Consider the following 16,380-nt stretch of genomic DNA (forward strand, 5'->3'; position numbering starts at 1 on the left):
TGCAAATAAATAAAAGCCGATTACTTAGCCATCTTGATGCGTTGTTTGATGGTAAGTTATTGGCTTTTTATGCTTTTGGCCATTCTTTCTTAAGCACTTTTTCGACAAAAGTCCGGGCCAGCTGTTCGTCAAATTGCTGACCGGCGCATTTTTTAATTTCGATGATCGCCTCTTCATCAGTCAAGGCCCGGCAATAAGGCCGCTCGGTGGTCATTGTGCAGTAGGCATCGGCAATGGCAATGATCCGACCCTGTAAGGTTATTTCATTGGCTTTCAGACCTTTGGGATAGCCCTTACCATCCCAGCGCTCATGGTGCTCCAGCACAAATTTGGCAATTTCAGCCAATTCAGTGACGGAACGGAGAATGTGGTAGCCGATTTCAGGGTGGCGCTTGATTTCAGCCCATTCGGCATCGCTGAGTTTTTCAGACTTGTTTAAAATGGCAGCGTCGATGGCAATTTCGCCAATATCATGACGCAATCCAGCCAGGCCGAGCTGATTGAGCGCTTCTGTTTCCAAGCCCAGTTCTCGGCCAATGGCCTGGCAGTAATCACAGACTAATTGGGAATGAATCACTTCCTGGTGGTTCCGTTCGTAAATGGAATTGACAATTAATTCGATGGTGGCTTTTTTAATACTGGGACTGATAGTCAGTTTATGTTGATACATGGCATCTTCGGCGTGTTTAAAAACATCGGTCAGGTCGTCATGAGGATCGGTTTTAATGGCAAAGCCCATCGAAACAGATAGGATGATGTTGTCAATTCGGACCTTGCTGATCGCAGCATTGAGTCGCTTAACAATAGTTTCGACACTGTTGCGGTCAGTTTTTGAAAAGAGGATCACAAACTCATCGCCGCCCACCCGTGAGGCAATTTCATCGTGGCGGCATTCACTTTTTAAGATCTGGGCAAATTCTTTTAAAATCTTGTCCCCCATTTGGTGGCCATAGGCATCATTAATCAGCTTGAGCCCGTTGACATCTGCCATAATCAGGGCAATTGGCAGGTTTCGCAGGGTATCCAGACGGAGGAGCTCTTCTTCATAAAAACGACGATTGTAGAGTCCGGTTAACTGATCATGATAGCTTAAATAAAGCACTTTTTCTTCGGCTTTTTTGCGTTTGTCAATATTGCGGCTGACTCCCACCAACTCAATATCACCACTGGCATGGTAGCGGTATTTGGTGGAAACCTCAACCCAGATCAGGCGGCCATCTTTGCAGGGCTGCTGGATTTCAATCAGGTAGGTATTGGGAGCTTTGGGGTTGGCAATAAAGGTTTGGACATTTTTTTTGAGGTTTGCCCGAACCCGCTGTAGGGAATCGGCCGTCATCGAGTCGGCCAGATTTTCGGCCATCGCTTCTTCGGGCGTGAGACCCCGCAACTGAAAAATTGAGGGGCTCATGTAGGTAAATGTGTTATGGGTAAGATTGAAAAGCCAAATAACATCAGAGGCAAATTCAGTCAGGAAACGGTATTTTTCTTCGCTTTTAATCAGGGCCAGTTCAGCTTTCTTCCGTTCAGTGATATCGTTAATAATGCTGATGATGTGAGGGGTGTTGTTCATGATGATAATTTTAGCAGAAACGGAACAGATGCGGATATCATTATTTTTGGTGCGAAAATTCAATTCGTAGTCATCAACAGACTGATTGTCGGTGATGGCTTTGAGCAGCTTTTCCCGATCGGCGGGCTGTTCGTAAAGATTCAGCTCCAATAAACTCTTGTTTTCAACTTCTTCCCGGGAGAAGCCAGTAAAATTTAAAAAGCCAAGATTGAAATTGATAATTTTGCTGTTGGGCAGATTGGTGATCAGACTGGCATCGGGACTGAGGTTAAAGATTTGCTCAAACTGCTCCTTGGCAGTGCGAATATCGGCACTCATCCGTTCATTGTTCATGACAATAAAAGTGAAGGTCACAATGATGTTGAAGATAAAGGCGCCGGAAAAAGAAAAAATTTGAAAAATAGTTGGCGTCAGGGCATTACTTATCGGAGCGGAAAACAAAGCAAAAATGGCTCTAAAACCGGAAAAAACACTCATGACAGCATACATCATAAAGAGCAGCGGAATTTGGCGGGGGAAGGGGGGCTTTCGGATATTAAAAAGGGTGGTGGCAATCAGCAGAGCAATCGTAGCAAAGGATAAATAGACAAAAAAGATGCGCAGCGAAATGCTGTTAAATACAAACTCGAAATAGATAAGCAGGACCAGACAAAATCCGAAAACAATGGATGGAAGCCATTTATTTTCCGGCAGATCTAAATAATTCACCAAGCCCAGATACTGAAAAATCAGTGCCAGTAGGAGCAAAGCGTTTCCAATCACAACCGTGACCAGGCCGTTATCGCTACTGCCCTGAAGCATCACAAAAAGAAACCCCAGGGCAAAAAAGGAGCAGCTGGCTCCAAAGTGATCAACGCCGGGATATTTGGACGACAAAAAAAAGATAAAGATTGCCTGAAAGACGCTGGAAATTACTAAAATCAGGGCAATGGTAGCCAGATCGATATTCATAGTTGCCTCTCATCGGATGAAGACGGATAACGTGTAACAACAGATGCCCGCATTTTAAAAAAGGATTATTTATGATTATTATATCCCGATTTGATAAAAAGAAACAGCGATCGTTAAAAAATACTAATATGAAAATGATTTTCAAATTGCTTTGACAGCGGTGGGATTTTGATGTAATATGAAAATGATTTTCAAATTCATTTTAAGCGGGGGAAAAAATGGGAAAACCGTCTTACTACAAAACAAAGCAACAGGATACAATCCTGAAGTATTTGATTTCCAAAAAAAATCAGCACATTACTGTCACTATGATTGCCGAATTTTTAGAAAAGCAGGGCACACCGGTGGGCGTAACAACCATTTATCGACATCTTGACAAGTTGGTGGAACAGGGCGAACTGCAAAAATATATCATCGATGGAGTAACCAGTGCCTGTTTTCAGTATATCGGCGATGAAGCCCATTGCCATGAGCATTTTCATCTGAAGTGCGAAAATTGCGGAACCCTGATTCATCTGGAATGTGGCTACATGAATGATCTCTACACCCATGTGTTGAAACACCACGCCTTTGATATTAATTCATTCAAAACAGTTTTTTATGGTTTATGTAAAGGCTGTTCAGATAAAAAAAACCATACGGAGGCATTATGATGCGAAAAAAGATTGTTGTTTTTATGGTTCTACTGGTTTTGGCAGTGGGTGTAACCGGCTGTGCCCAGAATACAGCGGCAAAAAACGCCGAGAGTGCAGGAAAGATCAGCATTGTCACGACTATTTTTCCCGTCTATGATTTTGCCAGAGCGATTGCCGGGGGTCAGGCTGAGTTGACGATGCTGGTAAAACCAGCTGCTGAAGTTCATTCCTATGATCCTTCACCGGCAGATATAATAAAAATTCAGGAAGCGGATGTATTTATCTACATTGGCGGCGAGAATGATGCCTGGGTCAGCACCATTCTGGAATCCATGGATACCAGCAATAAGAAAATTATTCGGCTGATGGATGCGGTTAAACCGGTTGAAGAGGAAACGGTGGAAGGGATGGAGGCTGAAGAAGAGGAAGTGGCCCCTGAAACGACTCAAAATAAAACCGAACCGGCTGAGGAAGAAATCGAGTATGACGAACATATCTGGACCTCACCTAAAAATGCCATCTTAATGGTCAATGAAATCGCTGCGGCATTGGCTGAAATTGATCCCCAAAATGCTGCTGTCTATACCCAGAATGCCGCTGACTATACGGCTCAGATTCAGGCCGTGGATGATGAAATTGCCGGGATTGTGGCAGCCGCTCCCAATAAGCTGCTGGTCTTTGGTGATCGCTTTCCGTTTCGGTACTTTGTTGACGAATTCGGGCTTGACTATAAAGCCGCATTTCCGGGCTGTAGCACCGATACCGAGGCCAGTGCGGGCACTTTGGCTTATCTGATGAACACCATCAAAGAGAATAATATTAAGTATGTTTATTATATCGAACTCAGCAATCAAAATATTGCCAAAGCCATCAGCGAACAAACCGGAGCCGGGCTGCTGCAACTTCATTCGGTTCATAATGTGACAAAGGACGATTTTGATGCTGGCGCAACCTATGTTTCAATTATGCAGCAAAATGTCGAAAACCTGCGAAAGGGGTTGGCCAACCAATGAAACTAATTTCCTGTGAAGGGGTCACCATCGGATATGATGGACAACGGGCCGTGAACAAGGTCAGCTTTGATCTGGAGCAGGGTGACTATCTTTGTATTGTGGGCGAAAACGGTTCAGGAAAAAGTACCCTGGTCAAAGGTCTGTTGGGACTGATTAAACCTCAGGAGGGCAGCATCACCTTTAACGGCATTGCGCCAAATGAAATCGGCTATCTACCGCAACAGACAGTGATTCAGCGGGACTTTCCAGCCAGCGTTGGCGAGGTGGTGATCTCCGGCTGCCTTAATCGGCGCGGGCTGTTGCCGTTTTATTCCCGGGCAGAAAAAGATCGGGCCGCTGATAAGATGAAGCAGCTTAATATCACTGATATTCAAAAGAAATCCTATCGGGACTTGTCGGGAGGCCAGCAGCAGCGGGTGTTGCTGGCCCGGGCCCTCTGTGCCACCGAAAAACTGTTGCTGCTGGATGAGCCGGTTTCCGGTCTGGATCCGGTGATGACCGCCGATTTGTATCAATTGGTAGCAAGGCTTAATCAAACCCAGGGGATTACGGTCTTGATGGTTTCACATGATCTGGAAAGTGCCATCAAATATGGCAACAAAATTCTGCACATGAAAACCGAAACGGCCTTCTTTGGTTCAACCGCCGATTACCTGAAAACAGAGATGTGTCAGCGGATGATGGGGGCTAAGATATGATTGAATTGCTGACTGAATTACTATCGTACACCTTTGTGGTCAGAGCCCTGATCGTTGGGGTTCTAGTCTCTCTGTGTGCTGCCCTGCTGGGTGTCAGTCTGGTCTTAAAACGCTATTCGATGATCGGAGATGGCTTGTCTCATGTCGGTTTTGGGGCCCTGGCCCTGGCGATGGCGTTAAACCTGTCGCCGCTGGAAGTGGCCATTCCGGTGGTGGCGGTGGCCGCCTTTGTGCTGTTACGGATCAGTGAAAACAGCCGGATCAAAGGCGATGCGGCGATTGCCCTGATTTCCAGCAGTTCGCTGGCCATTGGCGTGATTATCATCTCCTATACATCGGGAATGAACACCGATACCTGCAATTATATGTTTGGAAGTATCCTGGCGATGAGCAAAAGCGATGTTATTCTCAGTGTAGCGGTTTCGATTGTGGTGATCGTGTTGTATGTGTTGTTTTATAACAAAATTTTTGCCGTTACCTTCGATGAGAATTTTACCCGGGCGACCGGGACCAATGCCAGCCGCTACAACACCCTGATAGCTCTGTTAACGGCGATGACCATTGTGGTGGGAATGCGGATGATGGGTGCGTTGTTGATTTCCAGTCTGATAATTTTTCCGGCCCTGACGTCAATGCGCTTGTTCAAAACCTTTAAGCAGGTGGTAATCAGCTCGGCTATTTTATCGGTGATCTGTTTTGTGGCGGGAATTGTCCTGTCCTTTATTTTCTCTTTTCCCACCGGGGCCAGCGTGGTCGTGATCAATTTGCTGATGTTTGGCATTTTTTCAGCCATTGGTTTATTAAAGAAAAAGTATTAGGAGGTTCAGCGGTTGAAAAAAAGCGGATGGTTATTAATGCTGATAATCCTTGCAAGCCTGTTGACCGGGTGCGCTACTGACAAGGCTACTGAAGTGGTTGAGATCAGTGAGCGGATGTTTATTACGCAATGCAACGATGTGTATATCAACACAGATGAATATATGAACAAGACCATTGTTCTGGAAGGGATGTACTACGAGTATACTGATCCGAAAACCAATCAGGTTCACACCTATGTCATTCGCAATGGTCCAGGGTGCTGCGCTAACGATGGGATAGTCGGTTTTGAGATTCTATTTGAAGGCGATAAACCGGTACCAAACGACTGGATTCGGGTGACGGGAAAAGTTGAGAAACTGGATAACAATGAACTTGAAACCATTGTTCTGCGGTTGGATCAGATTGAGATAAAAGCAGAGCGGGGGCAGGAAACCGTTTTGAATTAAGCTTATCTGAGGATTAGAAAATTAATTAGAAGTGGGTAAAATTTTTATGGTAAAATAAGGTAAACAACACTAAAACTCAGAAGCGGAGGTTTGGTCATTTATGAAGAAAAATACTGCAGTGGTGTATGCAATCTTGGCAGCGCTGCTGTTTGGGATGAATGCGCCCTTTTCCAAGCTGCTGCTCAATGAAATTGATCCTTTGTTTCTGGCAGCGCTTTTATATCTAGGGGCTGGGCTGGGAATGACCGTGTTGACTCTGCTAAATAAAACCCGACGTACGGCAACTGCAGAAGCCAGACTTACCAAAAAAGAAATGCCTTCAGTGGTGCTGATGATTTTACTGGATATCGCAGCGCCGATTTTTCTATTACTGGGAATCAATCTGACCAATTCCAGCACCGCTGCTTTGCTAGGCAATTTTGAGATTGTCGCAACCTCAGTGATAGCCATGATTTTCTTTAAAGAAGCCATTGGTAAACGGATGTGGATGGCCATTGGCTTTATTTCACTGGCCAGTATCATCCTGACGATTAGTGATGCGATGACGATTAACTTATCGATTGGGGCTGTTTTTGTAATTCTTGCGTGTATCTGTTGGGGCTTTGAGAATAACTGTACCCGGAATTTATCAATCAAAGATCCGGTTCAGGTGGTTGTCCTTAAAGGTTTCGGTTCAGGGCTGGGAGCGCTGCTGATTGCCGCAATCTGGGGAGACCTGTCAGGCTCCCTGCTTTATATCATTCTGGCCATGTCCTTAGGCTTTGTTGCTTATGGTTTGAGTATTTTTTTCTATGTCAAAGCCCAGCGGGGGCTGGGAGCTTCCCGAACCAGTGCTTATTATGCGGCGGCTCCGTTTATGGGGGTTCTGATATCCTGGCTGGTACTTAAGGAACCGATCACGGTTTCGTTTTTAATGGCCCTGGCCATCATGCTTCTGGGAACCTGGCTGGCTTTGTCAGAAGATCACGAACATGCCCACACTCATCTTGAAGAGACCCATGATCACAGCCATAACCATGATGATGAACACCATCTTCATGCCGATCATCCGCCGGTTAAGGGTGAGCATTGTCATGAGCATACCCACAATAATACGGTTCACAGCCATTGCCATCTGCCGGATGTGCATCATCGGCATTTGCATTAAAGTTACCGGATAAATGTTATTAAATTGCACAAAAAACTTAGCCGTTCTGCTACTAGCAGCCATGGCTAAGTTTTTTTTATTTGCGGGAGATATAAATAACCAATTAGACAACCCGAAAATAAGGTTTAATCTCAAAAGGGATTAATTGTAAAATGTGTTTGCTTTCAGCAATGATTTCATCAATGCGGTTTTCCTCAATGTGCATTAGCACAAAATGAAGGCTGGTCAGGTAATCCAGGCATTCTTCCAGGGAGCAGTTAAACTCACCGTTGGCATAAGCTAATTTAACCGCTAAGGAGGAAGCCATGGCCGATCGGGCAATCATTGATATTTCATCGGGACAGCGTTTTAGTTTCAAGCCATAGTGGCGGTCGTGGATTTTATAAAGATGAACAGCACTTCGGGAAAAGGTATCGTCATGCTTTTCATCGGCGTGCTCCTTAACAAAGCGCATGACATTAGGGTCACATAGGTGGAGCCGATCATATAAGCGAATTTCCACTGCGGTACTCACCTGTAAATCGGTTTCTCTTTCTCGAAAATATTCCAAATAAAGTTTTAATGCCACATTGTTTTTATGCTCAATCAGAAATTTCTCAGTCACTTCCCGGGCTAAATTCGATTTTGATTTAAAATAATAAGTAATTAAGGGTTTGGTAATTTTGCAGATATCTGCAATTTGATCCAGATAGGTTGCCGTATAGCCTTGCTCATAGAAAAGTTTGGTGGCAGTCTGGAGGATGTTTTCTTTTTGATTTTTCATCGGCGTCTCTCTTTTCTTGATGCGTTTATTGTAGCCTTTAATCATGGGGAGATCAAGGCAAAACTAAGAAGTGAAGAAAAAAACTTTACCGGTAAAATAATGATTGACAATTCGTAAAAATAAGACTATACTGCAATTACTTTACCGGTTAAATTCAAACGGATCAAAAAAGAAATGGTGCAAAATAAAGCAGACAGTGAGCGTGCAGAGGGTAAGCATCATAATAGGGTTGTAAACGTTGATCACCCGGGAAATTTTAAGAACGTGTGAAATCGGTTTCGGATTACGAAAAACCAGCACGTTAAAGAAGGAGTAAAAAATGATTATTATTGGCGAAAAAATTAACGGCGCCATTCCCTCAACCGGGAAGGCAATTGCGGAAAAAGATGCTGAGTTCATCCGGAATCTGGCCATCAAGCAGGCGGAAGCCGGAGCTGATTTTATCGATGTCTGTGCTTCGGTGGATGATGACATCGAACTGGAAACGATGAAATGGTTAATCGACATCGTGCAGGATGCTGTGGATACACCGATTGCGGTGGACAGCCCCAATGTCTATACTTGCATTGAATCGATGAAATACTGCAATAAGCCAGGACTGTTCAACTCAGTATCATTAGAAGGTGACAAAGTCGATGTGGCCTTTAAGGTGTTGGCCGATACCAAGTGGGAATGCGTTGCGCTTTTAAACAGTGACAAGGGTATCCCGAAAACCGCCAAGGATCGGCTGGAAGTGTTCACCGACTTAATGGCAAAATGCAAGGAATATAACATTGACCCTTCTCGCATGCATATTGATCCCTTGATTGAAATGCTGTGTACTTCGGAAGATGGTATTACCATGGTTACTGAAGTCATCCGGGAAATTAAAAAGCAATATCCAACCATTCATGTCACCGGCGCTGTCAGCAATATTTCCTTCAATTTACCAGCCCGTCGGATTGCCAATCAGGCCTTTGCTGTTCTGGCTATGAGTGCTGGCATGGACAGCTTTATTCTCGATCCCCTGAACAAGGACATGATGGGAATGCTCTTTGCCACTGAAGCGATGATGGGCGAAGATGAATATTGCATGGAATATATTGGTGCCTTCCGGGAAGGTATTTTCGTAAAATAAAAACAGCCGTTGACTTGCTCCGGTTTACGCCAAACAATTTCGTAAACCGATAGCAAAGCAATAAGCGGTTATTTAGATAAGTTAACAAAAAATCCGGCACTCACACAGGTTCCGGGTGGTTTAAATAAAAGTAAATAAATTAAATCAAAAATCAAAGGAGAAATTGAAGATGTCAAAAATTGAAGATGTAAAAGTATTGGTCGAAACTGGTAAATCAAAAAAAGTTGCTGCAGCCGTTCAGGAAGCCCTGGATGCTGGTGATAAAGCACAGGATATTCTGGATGCGATGATCGCTTCCATGGGTGTAGTTGGCGATAAATTCTCATCTGGCGAAATCTTTGTTCCGGAAATGTTAATTGCTGCCAAAGCGATGTCTAAAGGTGTAGAAGTATTAAAACCAGTCATGGCCGGCGATGGCTCCAGCTCACTGGGTACCTGCATTATGGGAACTGTTGCTGGAGACCTTCACGATATCGGCAAAAACCTGGTTGTGATGATGCTTGAAAGTGCCGGATTTGATATGGTTGACTTGGGCGTCGACGTACCAGCAGACAAGTTTGTTGAAGCCGTAAAAGAAAACAATAACGTGGTTTTGGTTGCCTGTTCCGGTCTGTTAACAACGACTATGCCAGCTTTAAAAGAGGCAGTTCAAACCATTAAAGAGGCCTACCCGGACATGAAGGTTATCGTTGGTGGTGCTCCAGTTACTCAGGAATATGCCAATGAAATCGGGGCTGACGGTTATGCGCCAGATGCTGGTAGCTCCGCAGCTAAAGCCAAAGAACTGATTGGCGCTTAATTAAAACACACATTTATTTAGGATTTGCTGAATATAGCATATAAAGGAGAAATAATGTTAACAATCAGAGAAAATTTACTAGAAACAATGAAGGGTGGTAACCCGGATCGTTTTGTCAAGCAATACGAATTCATTGATCTGATCATGGAAGTACCACTGGGTCTGGAATTTAACTATGGTCAGACATGGAAGGATCATTGGGGGATTACCTGGCAATGGCCAGAAGGACAATTGGGAATGTTCCCAGTTCACCATGATGGCCTAGCAGTCATTCAGGATATTACCGAATGGAAAAGTGTGGTTAAAAAACCAGCAATTGCCACCTCCGACGAAGCCTGGGCGCCAGCCATTGCCCATGCCAATGCCGTTGACCGTAAAGAAAAATTTGCCACAGCATTCTTTGCACCAGGAATTTTTGAAATGACCCATCATTTAATGGGTATGGAAAATGCCCTGATGGCGCTTTACGAAGAGCCTGAAGCGATGCAGGAACTGATTGACTATCTGACTGAATATGAACTGGAATTTGCTGCCGTCATGATGGAAAAATTAAAGCCAGAAGCCATCCTTCATCATGATGACTGGGGTAGCCAGATTTCATCATTCATCTCACCAGAAATGTTTGAAGAATTCTTTGTACCATCGTACAAAAAAATCTATCAGTTCTATAAAGACAATGGGGTGGAACTGATTATCCACCACAGTGACTCTTACGCAGCTAATTTAGTGCCTTATATGATCGAAGTAGGTATTGATATCTGGCAGGGGGTCATGAACACCAATAATATTCCTGAACTGATTGAAAAATACGGCGAAAAGATCACCTTTATGGGCGGTCTTCATAGCGGTACCGTTGATTATCCCGGCTGGGAAAAAGAAGTGGTTAAAAAACAGGTGGAAGAAACCTGTAAAGCCAACGGCCATAAATATTTCATTCCCTGCCAGACATCCGGTCTGCCAATTGAAAACTTTGAAGGCGTGATTGCTTACATCGATGAATGCATCGATGAAATGAGCAAGGAAGAGTTTTAAATAAGCGTATAAAAACCCCTGGATCGTATTTAGATTGGCGATCCAGGGGTTAATTTTTTCACTCAACGTTGGCTTGGCAAAACCAACAGGCTTGCCACCATCGCTTGGGACTGTGATCGAGAAAAGTTTACGGCACTTTCTCAGTAGACAACTTTTCTTCACTTATATGATAGCATGGAACCCCAAAAACTACAAGACTGTTCTAAATAGCCCAATTATGGTAAACTACCAATCGAAGCTGCTGCATGAGCATTGCCGATTCATAAAAAGGGGTATTGAGATGAACGAAAAACAAAAAGATTGGTCTATTGAAGAAGAAAAACTGGAGGAAACCATGGCAGAGGCCAGACTTCAGTTGGATGATGCGATCAATGCGAATGATAAAAACCGGGAAATGATTCAGGCGGCAAAAAAAGAAATACGTGAAAACACCTCCCATAGTATTGGTAATCTCTGGGGCTCTGATGGCTTTGAAGCACTGGTTGAGCTAAGTCAGGCGATGAATCCGGTGACCGAACGAACGGCCATTTATGAATTTACTGAAGTCAAGATTAAAAAACTCCAAAATATTCTGGAATCACCCTATTTTGCCCGCATTGACTTTTGCTTCAGTGAGGGGGATCATACCGAGCAAATCTATATTGGCCACCATTCGCTTAAAAAAGAAAATGTCTATAAACTGCTTATTCATGATTGGCGGTCACCGGTTGCCAGCGTTTTTTACCGTTTTGCGCCGGGGAATGCCTATTATGATGCACCGGTTGGCCGGATTGAGGGCAAACTGCTGTTAAAACGACAATTTGAAATAAAGGATGGCCAACTGGAGTACTTTTTTGATGCGGATCTGCAGGTTTTTGATGATTTTCTCCGAAAACTGTTGTCGCACAATACCTCGCCCAAAATGAAAACCATTGTGGAATCGATCCAGCGGGATCAGGATCTGGTTATTCGGGATATGGAAAATGACCTGTTGATTGTTCAAGGCGTGGCGGGCAGTGGTAAAACGTCGATTGCCCTGCATCGGGCGGCCTATCTGATGTATCAGGGCTTATCAAACCGGCTGGAGGGTCGGGAAATTTTGATCATTTCGCCCCATAAACTCTTTGAGCAGTACATCGCGAACGTGATTCCCGAGCTGGGTGAAGAAAATGTTCGAACGGTTATCTTTGACGAAGTTCTTAAAGATTTGATCGACAGAAAATTTGAGACCAAAAACATCTTTCTGGAACGGGTCTTATCAAATGGTTCGCAGAGTGCGTTAAAAAGGGATGCGATGACCTTTAAAGGCTCAGCCGATTTTATCACAATTTTTGATCGATTTATTGCCGAAATCCCCGAGCGTTTTATGAACATCCGGGATATAAGCTATAAAGGTGAAACGATTTTTACCCGAACTGAAATAATCAGCCGCCTGCAAATCAATCCGGATACGCCCTTAAAAATCAAACTGGGTTATCTGGAAGAAGCCATTAATGAAAAAGTCTATCAAAAATGGCGCCGTCCCCTTAAAAGTTCGCTGCGCAGTGAAATGATGCGCTTTACCGAAATTGACACATTTTATCTGTATCAACAGCTTTATGAAAGCGAGCGCAACTTTTTTAAACTGGCTACCGGGATTAAGCTGCCGGACGGCATCAATAAAATTCTGGCAGGAACCAAACGCAATCTGGCTCATAAAAACCTGAACTATGATGATGCCTTAGCCTTGGGTTACTTAAGCTTACGGTTATTTGGGGCCAAAGAATACAGCACCATCAAACAGGTGATCATCGATGAAGGCCAGGATTATTATCCCCTTCATTATGAAATTATTAACCGCTTGTTTTTAAAATCCAAGCTCACTATTTTGGGAGATATCAACCAGACTCTGCAAAAAAGTGAAGATCTCAGCTTTTATCAGCAGATCACAAAGCGTTTAAACCGCAAGAAAAATGCCCTGGTGACAATGAACAAAAGTTATCGCTGTACCAGCGAAATTTTGCGTTTTAGTAAGAAATTTATTGATGATGAGATTCCGGTGGAGAGTTTTAACCGTAGTGGCGCAGAACCGGTGTTGCTGGGGGTGCCCAATTTTGTGGAGCTGGTTGACCGGCTTACGGAAGCGATCGATCAGTGCAAACAAGAAGGCTACCAATCAATCGGGCTGATTTTAAAAACCCAGAAAAACACCACTGTGCTTTTTGATGCCTTATCAAAAAAAATGCAAGTCAATCTGATTCGCCATGAAACGGTGGCGGAGATTGAGGGGGTCTCGATCATGCCGGTGTATCTGTCCAAAGGGTTGGAGTTTGATGCGGTGTTTATTTGTGATGTCAACCAGGCCAATTATCAGAGTGAGGCAGACCAGCGGCTGCTTTATATCAGCTGTACCCGGGCCCTGCATCGGTTGTATCTGCTGTGGGAAGGTCAACCGAGCCCCCTGCTTGACGATCGATAAGCCTATCGGTCATTGGAACCCTGCTTTTTCTGGTGCTGTCGTTGCTGCTGCCAGAATGGATGGGGAAGCTAAAGAAGAATAAAGCGGTAGATGTGCGGTCATTTTGAGTTAAACTCGAATAATTTGATAATGTTTTAGCATAAATAAAACGGCTGCTGGTGAGTGGTGATCTCATTAGCGGCCGTTTTTTAGTTGATCACATGTCTAATCATAAATTAATTAGTATTTACAAAAAAATACAGTGAACACGTTTTAAAAGGTAGTTTGATTTCCTCGAAATTTGTTAATATACCGATATAAATGAAAACGACGAGCATTCATGAGGAATTGTTGGAAGTTTACAGCGTCATCATTTCGATTCAAGAAAAGAATCAGACAAATGAAATCTAACTAAATGGAGGAAACAAATGGGCGATAGCTATCAGGAAAGAATTGATCGGGTCAGAACGACGGTCAATCATCAGGAGCCGGATAAGGTGCCAATTCTCTCAATGATTGGAACCTATGCAGTACATTACGCCGGAGGAACTATTCAGGAGATGGAAGATCAACCTGAAAAAGAAATTGAATATTACAGCAGCATTCACAAAGATCTTTATTCGGATATCATTTTTACTGCTGGCAATGCTTTTGATGCCAAAAGTGCGAAGTGCATTGGCAGTGAAAGTCATTTTATTTCGGAAGATGGGGTAACCATTCAGCACAAAGAGATCAGCCCTATGGAGGCGGATGAATATCCGGAATTGATTGCCGATCCGGAAGGCTATATTTTTAACAAAATGCTGCCCAGAAAAGCGAAAAAACTGGCCGGAACAACTGAAGAGAAATATGCCGCCATTAAATCGCTGGTCGATCACTGGAAGGTAAAAGGAATGGTTCAGGGTCAATTGACTGAAAAACTCAAAACCGAATTTCAAATGCCGATTATGGTCGGTGGTTTTGCTTATCCCCCACTTGATTATATCTTTGATTATCTACGGGGGTTTAAAGGACTTTCGTTGGATATGCGCCGTAAGCCCAACGAAGTGGTTGCAGCATGTGAAAGGCTTTGCCGTGGTGGCCGAAGAAGTGCGCACCCTGGCGGCCCGCAGTGCCGAAGCGGCCAAACAGACAACGGGGCTGATTGAAGGTTCCATTACCAAAGTCCGGGAAGGGACAAAGATTGCCAACGCTACCGCCGAAGCCCTGAATGAGATTGTCGCCGGTATTGAAAAAGTCACCGATTTGACAGGCAATATTGCGCTGGCCACCAATGAACAGGCAACCGGGATTGCCCAGATCAACCAGGGTATCGGTCAGGTCGCCCAGGTTGTTTCGCAGAACTCCGCCACCGCCGAGGAAAGTGCGGCAGCTAGTGAGGAATTGTCCGGTCAGGCCGAGCTGCTGAAACAGAGCATTGGGCTGTTTGAGTTGCGAAATCAGTAAGATGATGTGCGGAAAGCTTGCGAAAAAATACCTGTGGGCAGATTGGAAAAAATCATATGTGTCCCAAATGAGCCTTTAGGCTTGCTCATGGTAAACGGTAGCGGTTGCGGTTGCCATATTTTTGGCTTTTTAAGAGCCCCAGAGCGCTGAATTTCAGAACAAAACTGCGGATGGTCGCATAGGCGGCCTTCCGGAAATCTTTTTCCAGCTGTTTGGTTGAAAATTCATCTTGTCCATAGGCAGTCAGCACAAAGCGAAACAGATCGTTTTCCTTTTCCGTGATGCGGCCTTCCGACAATAATTTTTCATAGGTTTCCAGATACCGCCCTTGCACTGGTTCATTAGAGGACAGGTGGGCATAAACATTCTCAATAAAATAGTCAAAAAACGGTGTGATATCGAGTAGTCCACTGATTTTGGCATTCGCCTCGACCAGAGAAAAAGCCCGATAATACTTATTTTTACTGGCTTCAATATGGTTCGAAAAGGGAGTAAACATTGTCGCAGCATACCCGCAGCTAACGAGATACCACAACTGCATCAGTCTGGCCATTCGGCCGTTTCCATCGAAATAAGGGTGTAAATAGGCCAGATAAAAATGGATGACAATGGCTTTGAGCAGATCATTCATGGGATCGCTGTTAATAAATTTGACCAGTTCTGTCATGTATTTCGGCAGCTGCTCGGCAGAAAGGCCTTGATGTTCGATCTTATCGCCAACCAGATAGACAGCGTCATGACGATAGTAAGAGCCGGGCAGTAGTTTATCTTCATCTTCCAGATAATCGCCGATCGCCATCTGATAAAGCTGGTGAATGGACACTTCGGAAATCCGATTGGTCGGATCGCTGATAAAATCCAGGCCTTTCTTCATCCCAAAGAGCTGGCTGTCGGTTTTAGTCTGGGGAGCATAGCCGTTTAAAATATGACGGATGCTTTCCCGGGAAGTTTGAATGTTTTCTATCATTAGGGATGACTGAATTTCATCGGCCATCGCCTGATAACTGTAAGGCTCACCTTCTGGTCGTTTCGCCAGCAGCGTTTTGGGCGTATTGAGGCTGATCTGGGTGTGGCTTTCAAGATAAACCAGTGGATTTTGGTTAAAATCCGAAAGGGGAATTTTTTTATAAAAAAACGTCTTTACGATCGAAATAAATTCGGCAACCTGTTCTGGGGAATATTTGTGTTGCATTTTTTTTAAATCGGTCATGCTGCGATCCGTAAGCATTGTAGTAAAAATGGTTGCGTCCATCGGTTAGCCACCTTTCTACTGATACAAATTAGTATCAATTAGTATCAGTATATGAGATCAGCACAATTTCGTCAAGGTGTTAAGATTAAAAATTTTTCTGGTTATTATTAATTACGATTGTTCATTCTGTTTTATCTTCTCATTTACTTTTTATGGCTTTCACGTCGGTAATCTCATTGCAATATATAACTGATGGGATAGAAAGTACCAAAAATATAATTAGGATAGAGCCAGCATGAAAATGCGAAAAATTGATTGGATAGCCGGAGGCATGGG

The 16,380-nt window shown here is 43.9% G+C and carries 14 protein-coding genes and 1 pseudogene; 12 read left to right on the forward strand and 3 right to left on the reverse strand.

Going from position 1 to position 16,380, the window contains the following annotated elements; genetic code table 11:
• Positions 1 to 67 precede the first annotated feature (67 nt).
• Positions 68 to 2,521: a diguanylate cyclase gene (locus tag ACWI_RS08015; RefSeq protein ID WP_070370906.1), complete on the reverse strand. Its 2,454-nt coding sequence runs from the start codon at positions 2,519 to 2,521 to the stop codon at positions 68 to 70.
• 218 nt (positions 2,522 to 2,739) lie between these two features.
• Here ACWI_RS08015 and ACWI_RS08020 point away from each other — a divergent pair, with 218 nt between their 5' ends.
• The 6 genes from ACWI_RS08020 (at position 2,740) to ACWI_RS08045 (ending at position 7,279) form a co-directional block, all read left to right on the forward strand.
• Positions 2,740 to 3,174: a Fur family transcriptional regulator gene (locus tag ACWI_RS08020; RefSeq protein ID WP_070370907.1), complete on the forward strand. Its 435-nt coding sequence runs from the start codon at positions 2,740 to 2,742 to the stop codon at positions 3,172 to 3,174.
• Entirely contained in the window at positions 3,171 to 4,169 is a 999-nt protein-coding gene (locus ACWI_RS08025) for a metal ABC transporter substrate-binding protein (RefSeq protein WP_242871595.1), read from the forward strand. Before ACWI_RS08020 ends, ACWI_RS08025 begins: the two co-directional genes overlap by 4 nt.
• Positions 4,166 to 4,867 (forward strand): metal ABC transporter ATP-binding protein, encoded by a 702-nt coding sequence (locus ACWI_RS08030; protein ID WP_070370909.1) that lies wholly within the window; start codon positions 4,166 to 4,168, stop codon positions 4,865 to 4,867. The genes ACWI_RS08025 and ACWI_RS08030 overlap by 4 nt, the downstream gene beginning before the upstream one ends.
• Positions 4,864 to 5,685 (forward strand): metal ABC transporter permease, encoded by an 822-nt coding sequence (locus tag ACWI_RS08035; protein ID WP_070370910.1) that lies wholly within the window; start codon positions 4,864 to 4,866, stop codon positions 5,683 to 5,685. The genes ACWI_RS08030 and ACWI_RS08035 overlap by 4 nt, the downstream gene beginning before the upstream one ends.
• A 12-nt stretch (positions 5,686 to 5,697) precedes the next feature.
• On the forward strand, positions 5,698 to 6,132 hold the full coding sequence (locus ACWI_RS08040) for a TIGR03943 family putative permease subunit (protein WP_070370911.1): 435 nt from the start codon (positions 5,698 to 5,700) through the stop codon (positions 6,130 to 6,132).
• A gap of 100 nt (positions 6,133 to 6,232) precedes the next feature.
• A complete protein-coding gene (locus tag ACWI_RS08045) occupies positions 6,233 to 7,279 on the forward strand; it encodes a DMT family transporter (protein WP_070370912.1) in 1,047 nt (348 codons plus the stop codon).
• A 103-nt stretch (positions 7,280 to 7,382) separates the two neighbouring features.
• Here the strand turns inward: ACWI_RS08045 and ACWI_RS08050 are convergent, their stop codons facing one another.
• A complete protein-coding gene (locus ACWI_RS08050) occupies positions 7,383 to 8,042 on the reverse strand; it encodes a TetR/AcrR family transcriptional regulator (RefSeq protein WP_070370913.1) in 660 nt (219 codons plus the stop codon).
• A 319-nt stretch (positions 8,043 to 8,361) separates the two neighbouring features.
• On the opposite strand from ACWI_RS08050, the gene ACWI_RS08055 reads away from it, so the two are divergent.
• The 6 genes and pseudogenes from ACWI_RS08055 to ACWI_RS08080 form a co-directional block, all read left to right on the forward strand.
• Positions 8,362 to 9,159 (forward strand): methyltetrahydrofolate cobalamin methyltransferase, encoded by a 798-nt coding sequence (locus tag ACWI_RS08055; RefSeq protein ID WP_070370914.1) that lies wholly within the window; start codon positions 8,362 to 8,364, stop codon positions 9,157 to 9,159.
• Positions 9,160 to 9,328: 169 nt separating this feature from the next.
• Positions 9,329 to 9,958 carry a corrinoid protein gene (locus ACWI_RS08060; RefSeq protein ID WP_070370915.1) on the forward strand — a complete coding sequence of 210 codons (630 nt, stop codon included), beginning with the start codon at positions 9,329 to 9,331 and terminating at the stop codon, positions 9,956 to 9,958.
• A gap of 54 nt (positions 9,959 to 10,012) precedes the next feature.
• Positions 10,013 to 10,990 (forward strand): uroporphyrinogen decarboxylase family protein, encoded by a 978-nt coding sequence (locus ACWI_RS08065; RefSeq protein WP_070370916.1) that lies wholly within the window; start codon positions 10,013 to 10,015, stop codon positions 10,988 to 10,990.
• 280 nt (positions 10,991 to 11,270) lie between these two features.
• Positions 11,271 to 13,427 (forward strand): HelD family protein, encoded by a 2,157-nt coding sequence (locus ACWI_RS08070; protein WP_070370917.1) that lies wholly within the window; start codon positions 11,271 to 11,273, stop codon positions 13,425 to 13,427.
• Between the two features lie 407 nt (positions 13,428 to 13,834).
• Positions 13,835 to 14,554, forward strand: a complete 720-nt coding sequence (locus ACWI_RS19355) for a uroporphyrinogen decarboxylase/cobalamine-independent methonine synthase family protein (RefSeq protein WP_070370918.1) — start codon at positions 13,835 to 13,837, stop codon at positions 14,552 to 14,554.
• Positions 14,460 to 14,852: pseudogene (locus ACWI_RS08080) on the forward strand (methyl-accepting chemotaxis protein); the annotation flags it as partial. The gene ACWI_RS19355 and the pseudogene ACWI_RS08080, both read left to right, overlap by 95 nt.
• Positions 14,853 to 14,937: 85 nt before the next feature.
• Here ACWI_RS08080 and ACWI_RS08085 read toward each other — a convergent pair.
• Positions 14,938 to 16,104 carry a Fic family protein gene (locus ACWI_RS08085; RefSeq protein WP_070370920.1) on the reverse strand — a complete coding sequence of 389 codons (1,167 nt, stop codon included), beginning with the start codon at positions 16,102 to 16,104 and terminating at the stop codon, positions 14,938 to 14,940.
• Positions 16,105 to 16,380: the final 276 nt, after the last annotated feature.

The organism is Acetobacterium wieringae (genome assembly GCF_001766835.1).
GTDB classification, from domain to species: Bacteria; Bacillota; Clostridia; order Eubacteriales; family Eubacteriaceae; genus Acetobacterium; species Acetobacterium wieringae.